Origin of the sequence: Psychrobacter sp. 72-O-c, assembly GCF_904846605.1 — a bacterium.
In the GTDB taxonomy this organism is placed as follows: domain Bacteria; phylum Pseudomonadota; class Gammaproteobacteria; order Pseudomonadales; family Moraxellaceae; genus Psychrobacter.
The window spans coordinates 25440-35873 of the sequence record NZ_CAJHBI010000031.1 but is presented as its reverse complement, the minus strand read 5'-3'; the positions used below and the strand labels follow the sequence as shown (position 1 = coordinate 35873).

The window sequence follows — 10434 nt, the reverse complement described above, 5'->3', positions numbered from 1 at the left end:
TGAGTACTCACCGCACGGATTGGGTCGTCACCAACGATACCACTCAAGCTAATCGTAATGACGTACAACAGGTGTGCGCCATACGCTGGAAGATTGAGCAGTTTCATAGAGAGATTAAACAGTTAACGGGTATAGAGTCTAATCAGTGCCGCAAAGCTCGGATACAGCGCAACCATATTTGTTGTTCTATATTGGTTTGGATATGCTTGACCCGTATTGCTAAGCAAACAAAGAAAACGGTATATCAGTTAAAACATGGCTTACTTGATAACTACCTCTGCGAGCAGCTGCGCTCGCCTGAACTGATAGTTGCGTAAGTCCTAATTTAGTAAAAATAACCCGTGTAACCTGTTAGCTTATCGTTTTTTAAGATTTAGAACGCTTATTTTGTAGCATTTTTAATATGTGAGTATGTTATGAGTACCAAAGTTTATACCTCCGCGTCCCCTGCTCGGTTGTTATTAGTAGATGATCATCCTATGTTACGTCGAGGCGTAGCAGAATTACTGAATCTTGAGAGCGATGTCAAAGTCGTTGGTGAAGCGAGTAATGGATAAGAGGCGCTAGATTTTCTAGAGGATAATGAGGTTGATTTGGTCATACTAGATCATAAGATGCCTGTACTAACCGGCATGGAAACTTTAAAAGAAATTAAAGCGAGAAACATTAAGACCAAAACCGTACTATTTACGGTTTCTGATAGCGGTGAAGATGTACAAGATGCCTTAAAGTTAGGCGTAGATGGCTATCTATTAAAAGATATGGAACCTGATTTAATCATTATTGATATTAGAAAAATATTGCGTGGCGAGCTGGTTATCAGTCCAAACCTAGCGTCAATATTGGCTCAAACCTTACGTACCCCCAGTATTCAAGATATTGCAGGCAACCTGACGGGTAGGGAGTTACAAGTGATACAAATGATAGCGGAAGGGCTCAGTAATAAAATGATTGCCAATAAGCTTGATATTGCAGAGTCCACGGTAAAAGTACATGTGAAGCATATCCTTAACAAGACCGGTCTGCGTACACGGGTGGACGCTGCCGTTTGGACAGTCAATCATTTGTCGAAATAACTTGTTATCAAAACTGATAAATGAAAAGCCACCTAATTTATCGTTAGGTGGCTTTTTTTATAGGAAGAACAGTTATAAGAAAGACAATATCGTCAATGCTAAATAAAAGCGATACGTAAATAAATGCTTGCAGCTGGTAAAAATTTTCTAGCGTGCTGTGCGCTTCGCCAGACAGAGGCTGCAAAAATTTCTACCAGCCACACTGTCTCTGTTTTAAAGTGTACCGACTATACTAACCGTTATATTCTTTGGCAATCTGAATATCTACAGAGGACATTTTATACTCATCACCAAAGGCGTCTTCAGGTTCTTTTAACCAGAAGAAACAAAGTACCCAAGCAATAAAGGCGCCTATAGCGATAATGAAAAAGAACTGGTTGGGCTCAACTAAGGTAAATACAAACAAGTAGAATACTGCACCTACGTTACCATAAGCGCCTGCCAAGCCTGATATCTGACCAGTGAGACGTCGCTTAATGGAAGGGATCACACCAAAGGTTGCCCCTTCTGCGCCTTGTACAAACACTGAGCATAAAATAGTAAAGACCACCGCGATAAACAACGGCCACTCTGCATTCAATAATCCCATTAGCGCAAATCCGATACCAATGCCGAACATATATACCAACATAACCAGACGGCGATTACCTACTCGATCGGAGATATATCCTCCTAGCGGGCGCGCCCATAAGTTAACAAAAGCAAAAGTTGAGGCAACCAGGCCGGCTACCGTAGGATCAAGGGTCCATGTCGCGGCAAAAAACATCGGCAGCATAGATACCACCGCAAGCTCTGCGCCAAAGTTAGCAAAGTAAGTCACGTTTAGAGCAGCAACGGAGGTAAACGGGTACTTATCATCTTCAGGAATCCCCGCCTTAATAATAGGAACGTTAACCCTAATGGCTTTATAAATTTGATACAGCACCATTAACCCGATAACGCCATAGCATACCCAAGCGCCAGTAGCGCCTAAAAACCCCATTCCTTGAGTACGATAGACTAGTAATGACAGTACTCCGTATAAAGGAATAATAAACAAACAGTATAATAAAAGATCTTTCCAAGTAGACACCTCTAAAGCGCCAGCCGAACGTGCTTTTTTATGGGTATCAGCCGTTGGTCCATCAGTAATAAGAAACCAATAGGCCACACCGTAAACGGCCATAATTAAGCCAGACAATGCAATGGCCCAGCGCCAACCATCATCGCCACCGAAAAATTGTAGCGCAACCGTCGGAATAGTAATAGCCGCTGCTGCTGAGCCAAAGTTGCCCCACCCTGCATAAAAACCTTCAGCAAAGCCAATATCTTTCGGCTTAAACCAAAGGGCAGTCATGTGGATACCAACGACAAACCCGGCACCGACGATAGACATAAATAATCGCGCAACGAACAGTTGCATGGCAGAAGTACCAAAGGCAAAAAACCAGGTTGGTATCGCCATGACCACCATTAATATCGAGAATACTCGTCTAGGTCCGAAACGATCTAATGCCATTCCGACGACTACGCGTCCAGGAATCGTTAAAGCCACGTTTGCAATTAAGAACAACTTAATATGATCAGGCGTCAAATAGCTTTCTGTCTGTAGCATAGAAGTGGCTAGCGGCGCCATATTGAACCAAACATAGAAGGTAAGAAAAAAAGCGATCCACGTATAGTGAAGCGCTTTTATTTCTCGGCGTTCCAGCTCAAGTAGCTCTTTTGCTTGCATAGTAAATACCCCTACCGTAAATTTTCACAGTTGTAATAGGGGCAATATACCAATAAATAAGGGAGCTAACTATTGAGCGAAAGCAGTATAAATTTTGCTTTCAGTACCACTTAATAGGCACTAATTAATAGGCACTAATTAATAGTATTAACGGAAGTGAAACAATGATATTAAACAGCGGCTAAACATGACCGTATCTTATGCAAAGCCTATTTATTTACAAAAGCAATCTTAGTCAGACCCGCATTACTCGCGGCAGCCAGCACTTGCGCGACCATATCGTAACGGGTGTCTTTATCCGCCCGCAGGTGAATATTCGGATTACGCCCCTCTTTTGACGCTTGCTCAAACCGTACTTGCAATTGCTCTAACGTCAGCGCCTCTTCATCCCAGAATAAGCCACTATCCTTATCAATACTGACTTGCAACACCTCATCAGGCAAGTCACTAATCGTAGCACTGGTCTCGGGTAGCTCCAAAGGTACGGTTGGATTCATCACTGTGGCCGTGACCAAAAAGATAATCATCAGCACCAGCATAATATCGATGAGCGGAATTAGATTCATCCCACTTATGCCTTGGGTCTCTTCATCGCCTAGATGAAACGCCATATCTGCCTCCTTCTTTTTTTCTTTATTAATTAGAGTAGCGAGTAGATTGCCATTGTCTATGCTTTTACATCGGCTACTCTAGCATCGGCTGCTTTAACGTCTGCTGTCACGGCTGGTCGCATCGACTCACCCAATAGACCATGTGCGATATCGTTAGCCATGTGCAGGACTCGGCGATTCATACGCGTAATAATGTTATAAAAGATTACCGCGGGAATTGCTACCGCCAGACCGAGACCAGTCATAATAAGCGCTTCGCCTACCGGACCCGCCACTTGTGCAAGTCCCGCCTGCCCGCTTGCGCCTATGCTACGCAGTGCATGAAATATTCCCCACACTGTCCCAAATAGCCCAATAAAAGGCGCAATAGCAGCGGTCGTTCCGAGCAGTGGTAACCCTTGCTCGCTCTGATAACGGTAGCGACCGATCTGCTGTAACAACGTCTGTTCGGTTAGAAGCCTGCGCTCTTCTGGACTGGCTTGCAAAGTATGCGGTACCTGACTGCCTACTTGCTGCGCTAAGTCAGCAACGACCGTTTTGGCCAACTGGCGGCTATAATGTAGTCGCAATATTCCCGTAACCCAAGAAGCGATCGATAACGCAATTAGCGCAAAAAACAAAAGCTTAGTAATAATATCTGTGTATTGCCAATAATCTGTAAAATCCATATAGACTCCTTAAAGCAGTTGAGTAGCGCTATAGGCTGCTTTTTTCCTTAAGTGATCAATCGCTTAACAGCTCAGTGAACAGCTTGCTAAATTAATCGCTCGATAATTTAGGATGATAGGCGGCCTCTCTTGTCTCGTTACTGATGTTTGTTTATTCTTTTTTTACTGGTACCTAGTTGCTTAGATTAAGGCCGCTCATAACTTAATGACATTGGTACAATGCCATTAACGGGCAGCCCATTTTGTTGCAACGGCTTGAGTTGGCCTGCTCTTACTTGGACCGTTGCTACGGCATCGATGATCTGATTGCCTGATGACTGGAGCAGTTGTACTTCAGTGATATAGCCATCTTTATCGACATGTAGCTCTAACAATACAGTAAAGACCTCACCCGAGCGGGCAGTAGTCTCACGCCATACTGGTAACGGTAGACTTGTATTAGGCTCGTGTTCGGGAAGCCAACTGGCCTGCTCTGTCGCAAAATTGATAGGTTTATCACTCGTATCAGCTTGTTTTTGTTTCTTATTACCCTTATCAGCCTGTGCTTGTAATGTATCTTGTTCAGCACGTTTCCTATTCTCTTGTTTTGTGGCTTCTCGCCGCTGACGAGCTTGGTCGCGATTATATTGTGCCGTTACCGCTCGGATCATCGCAGCTAAGTCTATTTCTTCTTCAGACGTAGCCTTGACTGTCTTTTTTGATTCTTTTATGACGAGCTCTTGCCCCGATATATCTGCTGGTTCGGGATCGAACTGTCCTGTCATAGCTTGAACTAACGCGACAAGATCCTGTTCTTCTTCAGCCATTTCTTTGGCTAACTTTTCTGATTCTTTTGTTATGTTGTCTTGTGCCGATACAGTGGTCTTGGTTTTTTCTTTTGGCTCAGGTTGCACTTTTATGGGCTCTGGTTGTTCCTTTTTTGGTTCGGGTTTTAGCGGTTCAATAGGTTTTAGTGGTTCGACAAGGTCCGGCTCTGGCTTGACTGTTTCTACTGAATTAGCCTCTACTGGCTTAGCTGATATTTTCTTTACTTGCGGTTTTGGCTGGCGCACAGATTGAGGTGCTATACGGGGGTTTTCAGCATGAGGGTTTTTAGCAGGTGAAGTTGTTAACGTCACTAATTCTAACTGAATGGCTGCAGGCTCAATCACCTCTATCTCGGGACGTTCTGGGCTTTCCATAGACATCAAGGCCCATATAGCGAGGCTATGCAATACAATGACAAAAATAGTTGTCCCAGCATTGATAGGCCAAATGGAACAGCTCGGACGGTTGAATGAAATTGGTATCATAATAATTTATAAGGCAGCCGGTTAGAAACAAGCATGAACAGGGTTTAATCAAAATTATAAATGGCACAAGTTGCATCGTATATTGCGTTAAATCAGCATCTATAACAAGATTAATTTGATAAGGGCGTATAAGCCATTGGCTTAGCGTCCGTAGATCCATCTACGAGAACCACTAGCGGTTTGGGTATTAAATACTTTATTAGGATGATCGTCTGAAATCATCTTTAAAACTAGTTTTTATGTTCGATAAATTCTGACGTCCAAATTGTTACTACAGGGTAATTTTTTGTGAAAAAATGGCCCATATTTTAATAAATCAGTAACTTCTGAATAAAAAACTTGCCTGTACGTGTAGTTTACTTTAACTTACTAAGAGAACAGTTTAGTTTAAGTTATTAGGGATTGTATATAACATAAATCTAAATTTTTTAGAAACCACTACCCCTAAAGTTTCTTTACAAGGATTTCGTATGAAGAAATACACTGTACACGCTCTAACAGCGGCACTGGCTTTAAGCATGAGTGCAGGCGCTATGGCGTCTAGTCACCGTGAAGCCCCCTCAATTACCAAAACACCTAAGGTCGATGCAACTGACCTTTATATGTTTAACAGTTATGAGGATGGTCGAGAGGATTACGTCACGATTATTGCTAACTACCTACCGCTACAAGACGCTTACGGTGGGCCCAACTATTTTGCATTAGATGACGATGCATTGTACGAGATCCATATCGATAACGACGGTGACGCTGTTGAAGACATCACTTTCCAATTTGACTTTACTCAAAACCTAAATAGCATCGAAATACCCTCAGGCGGTCCGTCAAAGGTTGCTATTCCTTTAATTAATGCTGGACCTGGCGCAGTCGCAGCCAATCTGCAAACCAACGAAAGCTATACAGTGACGATGGTCAAAGATGATCGCCGCAGTAACAATCGCCAACAGCTAGGTGGTACTTATAAAAAGCCATTTGACAATATTGGTACTAAAACCTTTCCGGACTACAAAAGCTATGCAGATGGCTTCATCTCAGACTTACCACTTGGCAGCTGTGCTGGAACCAAAAAGGGTAGAGTATTTGTCGGCCAACGCACTGAAGGTTTCGCGATCGATTTGGGTAGAGTGTTCGATTTAATTAACTTAAACCCATTAGGTGCCCGTGACGCCGGTGACAACATCCTAGCCGATAAGAATATTACCTCAATTGCACTGGAAATTCCTAAGGATTGCTTGCTTAACCCCGCTCAAGTAAATTTAGGTAATGGCATGATGGGTAAGGATCCTGTAATTGGTGCTTGGACCACGGCTAGTGTACGTCAGGCTACTTTAGTGAATCCTTCACCTAAAACTGCTACCAGTAATCTTAGTACTACCGCTAAAAAAGGTGGCGCGTGGACTCAGGTTTCTAGATTAGGTATGCCACTAGTCAACGAAGTGGTCATTGGTCTTAAAGACAAAGACAAATTTAACGCTTCAGAACCAAAAAATGATGTGGATAACTTTAAGGAATACGTGTTCTTCCCTACGCTTCCTCAATTGATTGAGACCCTGTACCCAAGTGCGCCAGCGCCAACCAATTTCCCACGTCAAGATTTAGTAACGGCCTTTTTGACTGGTGTTCCAACCATTAACAAACCAGCTAATCCAAATCAAGTACCTGCAGATATGCTGCGCCTAAATACCTCTACACCTACAAAACCAGCTAACATGCAAAATGACTTAGGCGTGATTGGTACCATTTCCGCTCATAATGATGGCCTGCCTAATGCAACTGGCGATGTTGCAGGATTTCCAAACGGTAGACGACCTGGTGACGACGTGACTGACGTTTCATTAAGAGTAGCTATGGGTGCGTTGTGTTACGCCGGTCTACCCGCAGATGTTACTTGCGTCCCCGGTGATGCTGAAGCAGGCATTCCTTCTGATGCCCCTGCCGGTAAAGCTAAACTTACTGACGGTGCCCCCCCTAAAATTGCTACTGATTTTGACTCAGTCTTTCCTTATCTGACTAGTCCTTTCCCAGGCGGTACCAAAAAAGCAACCGCACCACAATAATGGTAAATAGAACTAAAGGAGAAATACCATGCGCTATCTACTTTTAGCGGTATTGGTCACTGGATCGGCGGCTCTATCTGGTTGCTTCAATGATAATGACAACGACTTTGAGACACGGGATCCAGTTAATACTGACGTAGCTGTGGATCAGGCCAATGCGAAGTTGGCAGTTAAGAGAGTTTCTGCCGTGATCAACACCAGTAAAAACGTAAATGTCGATGAGCCGCAAGACATTGACGGGATTATACTTCCAGAAGCCAACTTGGCAGAGCCTGTTGCCATAACAGACGCCAATTCTTCACTATAGTTTGACGTGAATTAAATAGAGCACCTGATCATGCGAATGATCAGGTGCTTCTTTAGGTTTTAAATGGAGAGATTTTATGCACTGGATTAAGCAGCCTATTAGATTGCTATCATTATTATTCATAACCAGCCAACTGCTTCACGCCGCACCTTTTGTTCCAGAAAGTGACCAACAAATTCTTGAGACGTTACCCTCCGATTCACCCCCTGCACGCTACCTCAACTCAGACAGTTTTTCGTCTAGTACGAGTACCGTTAGCCCCGAGCAAACCAGCCAGCTTTTAGAGCGCGCTTACTTACAGGGCGATCCACGTGCGCTAGGTCAAGCACGAGCGCAGCTCGATCAGACCACTGATCAAAGCGTAGAAACCCTCATGCTACGAGCGCGTGCACTGCAATCAGATCACCAATTCTCTAAAGCGAAAGAGCTGTTGCAGCAGATTCTAAGTAAAGATGCTGCTAATCCAGACGCCCTATTGACACTATCTTCTTTGTTAGTGGTTCAGGGTCAATTTGATGAGGCCATGGACTACTGTAAAAAACTCACTGATTCTTCACTGCGCGTCTATCAATTAGCCTGCGAGGCTCAAATCCAAAGCATGTCCGGCGAACTTACCCAAGCAAAGCAAAAATTAAGCGGGCTAGCTAGTATTGCTTCTGGGCTCGACTCATCGACTGCACGCTGGATTTACCTAATGCAGGCCGACGCAGCACTGCGCAGCCAAGACGCTTCCCTTGCTGCACAAGTTTTTAGCGTTATGGACGACCAAACTGTGCCCGCTCTTATGGCGCGTGCTGATTGGCTACTAAAAAACGGAAAGTATCAAGAAGTGCGTCAACTGCTAGAAGACCACACCGATAAAGACGCGCTGTTGCTGCGCCTTATCACTGCCCAAATTAAGCTGAATGACCCTAAAGCCCAGCAAAACTTAGCGCTTATGAAAGAACGCATTGAGGTATGGCAGGTACGCCAGGAAAATGCTCATATGCGTGAGCAGGCCACTTATGCCGTGCTTGCCAACCAGACCGACTCAGCGCTCCAGTTGGCTCGTGAGAACTGGCAAGAGCAGCGCGAAACGGCGGACATCTTAATCTATGCGACAGCAGCAATCAAGGCGGGTAGCCAAAAAGACATCAAACAGATACGCCAGTTTATGCAAGACACTCAGTTTGAATACCCAGCACTTGAGCGTGATTTACGCTTAGGTAAAATCAGTGGTTCAAGCACGCAAACTCTAAGCGCGGAGACCCCATCATGAGCGCATTTAACAGGCTCACTTGGAGTCACACCTGTCGTTACTTGACGCTACTCTTGCTAGCGATGACTTGCACGGCGATACAGGCACATGAATCTAGCACAGCCTACTTAAATCTAGAACCGAGCGACTCTGAAGGCGCAGCCGATATTGTCTACAACGCCGAGTACGAGTTGTCGCTTCGAGATCTGGCTTTGCTGGTAGATATAGACCCAAACCGAGACAGTCAGGTCAGTTGGGCGGAGGTTAAGTCACAGACGACGCTTATAAAACAGCTAATCGCAGCCCAAGTGACATTAAAAACTGGTACTCAATCTTGCCAAATGACAGATTTTGCGCCATTGGCAATCAATACGCGCGGTGGGTTTAATTATTTATACACCAATTTTAAACTGGAGTGCGCAACACCTATTTCTGGGTTGAACTACCAGATACTAGCAGGTATCGATGCCAACCACCGCTTGATCCTGACTCAAGCCGGTGGTGACATACCTGTTCAAGTATTGGCCGTAGGGCAAAATCCGCTAGGTACAGATGCAGACTCTGGCTTGCTCTCTACTGCGATAAACTTTTTGAAAAGTGGAATACATCACTTGCTGATTGGCTGGGATCATCTATTATTTTTGTTTGTCCTTCTAATCCCTGCGGTTTACATACGCAAGCAAAAACAACTGATTGCCGTTGCCAAACCGCGAGCCGCATTAATTGAAGTTTTTTGGATCGCAACCTCCTTCACGCTAGCACACTCAATTACCTTGAGCTTAGCGGCTCTTGGGATCGTCAGTATCCCTCCCCGCTTTATCGAATCTTTAATCGCCCTATCTATAGCTTTCGCGGCTCTGAATAACTTAGTACCAATGCTGCGAGTTCGAGCCGTCTATCTGGCCTTTGTTTTTGGGCTGATTCACGGTTTTGGTTTTGCCAACGTGCTAGTAGACTTACCACTAGCGACAAGCGAGCGCGTGCTAGCGCTATTGAGCTTCAACATAGGAATAGAGCTGGGACAGCTGGTTTTCATCGCATTAGTATTCCCGATAGCGCTGTTACTACGTCATACGCGTTTTTATAAATCAGTCATATTTTATGCAGGTTCTCTGATCAGTATTGCCATTGCCTTGTGGTGGTTTTTTGAACGGATAATGTGATCGCGTTTTAGAGCTAACAATAAATTAAAGCTCACAATAAAAGTTATCTAGCAAAATATGTCGCTACTTATCTATCTCAAATCCACAAAAAAGGCAGCATCCTAGATAATATATAGGATGCTGCCTTTTAATTATTGTTGATATTTTAGAAAGTTATATAGTGAGTCTGATTACGCTTAGCTGCACTCACAGCATTTCGAACACATATCACATTTTTCACAAGTTGAAGGACTGGTACAGCCACATTTTGTACAGCTACAACTAGAGTTATAATGGATAGAAGATACCAATGAGTGCCGTTTATTTTTA

The 10434-nt window shown here is 44.1% G+C and carries 9 protein-coding genes and 1 pseudogene; 6 read left to right on the top strand and 4 right to left on the bottom strand.

Going from position 1 to position 10434, the window contains the following annotated elements:
- The coding region (locus tag JMX97_RS11045) for a transposase (RefSeq protein WP_201558119.1) at nucleotides 1-317 on the top strand (317 nt) is incomplete at its 5' end.
- 99 nt (nucleotides 318-416) lie between these two features.
- A pseudogene (gene narL, locus JMX97_RS11040) lies at nucleotides 417-1076 on the top strand (two-component system response regulator NarL).
- A gap of 232 nt (nucleotides 1077-1308) precedes the next feature.
- Here the strand turns inward: narL and JMX97_RS11035 are convergent.
- The 4 genes from JMX97_RS11035 to JMX97_RS11020 form a co-directional block, all read right to left on the bottom strand.
- The gene (locus tag JMX97_RS11035; protein ID WP_201558115.1) at nucleotides 1309-2790 is read right to left on the bottom strand and encodes an MFS transporter; all 1482 of its coding nucleotides are present in this window, start codon (nucleotides 2788-2790) and stop codon (nucleotides 1309-1311) included.
- A gap of 209 nt (nucleotides 2791-2999) precedes the next feature.
- The gene (locus tag JMX97_RS11030; RefSeq protein ID WP_201558114.1) at nucleotides 3000-3401 is read right to left on the bottom strand and encodes an ExbD/TolR family protein; all 402 of its coding nucleotides are present in this window, start codon (nucleotides 3399-3401) and stop codon (nucleotides 3000-3002) included.
- Nucleotides 3402-3457: 56 nt separating this feature from the next.
- Complete coding sequence (locus tag JMX97_RS11025; protein WP_201558113.1) at nucleotides 3458-4069, bottom strand: MotA/TolQ/ExbB proton channel family protein; 612 nt, start codon at nucleotides 4067-4069, stop codon at nucleotides 3458-3460.
- A 185-nt stretch (nucleotides 4070-4254) separates the two neighbouring features.
- Nucleotides 4255-5250 (bottom strand): TonB family protein, encoded by a 996-nt coding sequence (locus JMX97_RS11020; RefSeq protein ID WP_227671566.1) that lies wholly within the window; start codon nucleotides 5248-5250, stop codon nucleotides 4255-4257.
- 581 nt (nucleotides 5251-5831) lie between these two features.
- Here JMX97_RS11020 and JMX97_RS11015 point away from each other — a divergent pair.
- The 4 genes from JMX97_RS11015 to JMX97_RS11000 all read left to right on the top strand — a co-directional run bounded on the left by JMX97_RS11015 (nucleotide 5832) and on the right by JMX97_RS11000 (nucleotide 10125).
- Complete coding sequence (locus JMX97_RS11015; RefSeq protein WP_201558111.1) at nucleotides 5832-7418, top strand: DUF4331 domain-containing protein; 1587 nt, start codon at nucleotides 5832-5834, stop codon at nucleotides 7416-7418.
- Between the two features lie 28 nt (nucleotides 7419-7446).
- Entirely contained in the window at nucleotides 7447-7725 is a 279-nt protein-coding gene (locus JMX97_RS11010; RefSeq protein ID WP_201558110.1) for a hypothetical protein, read from the top strand.
- A 76-nt stretch (nucleotides 7726-7801) separates the two neighbouring features.
- Nucleotides 7802-8983 carry a tetratricopeptide repeat protein gene (locus JMX97_RS11005; RefSeq protein WP_201558108.1) on the top strand — a complete coding sequence of 394 codons (1182 nt, stop codon included), beginning with the start codon at nucleotides 7802-7804 and terminating at the stop codon, nucleotides 8981-8983.
- Nucleotides 8980-10125 carry a HupE/UreJ family protein gene (locus JMX97_RS11000; RefSeq protein WP_201558107.1) on the top strand — a complete coding sequence of 382 codons (1146 nt, stop codon included), beginning with the start codon at nucleotides 8980-8982 and terminating at the stop codon, nucleotides 10123-10125. Before JMX97_RS11005 ends, JMX97_RS11000 begins: the two co-directional genes overlap by 4 nt.
- Nucleotides 10126-10434: the final 309 nt, after the last annotated feature.

What these genes read in the sequence shown, in the direction of transcription:
- JMX97_RS11000 (WP_201558107.1), top strand. Translation starts at nt 8,980, where the DNA reads ATGAGCGCATTTAACAGGCTCACTTGGAGTCACACCTGTCGTTACTTG.
- JMX97_RS11015 (WP_201558111.1), top strand. Translation starts at nt 5,832, where the DNA reads ATGAAGAAATACACTGTACACGCTCTAACAGCGGCACTGGCTTTAAGC.
- JMX97_RS11005 (WP_201558108.1), top strand. Translation starts at nt 7,802, where the DNA reads ATGCACTGGATTAAGCAGCCTATTAGATTGCTATCATTATTATTCATA.
- JMX97_RS11020 (WP_227671566.1), bottom strand. Translation starts at nt 5,250, where the DNA reads ATGGAAAGCCCAGAACGTCCCGAGATAGAGGTGATTGAGCCTGCAGCC.
- JMX97_RS11035 (WP_201558115.1), bottom strand. Translation starts at nt 2,790, where the DNA reads ATGCAAGCAAAAGAGCTACTTGAGCTGGAACGCCGAGAAATAAAAGCG.
- JMX97_RS11010 (WP_201558110.1), top strand. Translation starts at nt 7,447, where the DNA reads ATGCGCTATCTACTTTTAGCGGTATTGGTCACTGGATCGGCGGCTCTA.
- JMX97_RS11025 (WP_201558113.1), bottom strand. Translation starts at nt 4,069, where the DNA reads ATGGATTTTACAGATTATTGGCAATACACAGATATTATTACTAAGCTT.
- JMX97_RS11030 (WP_201558114.1), bottom strand. Translation starts at nt 3,401, where the DNA reads ATGGCGTTTCATCTAGGCGATGAAGAGACCCAAGGCATAAGTGGGATG.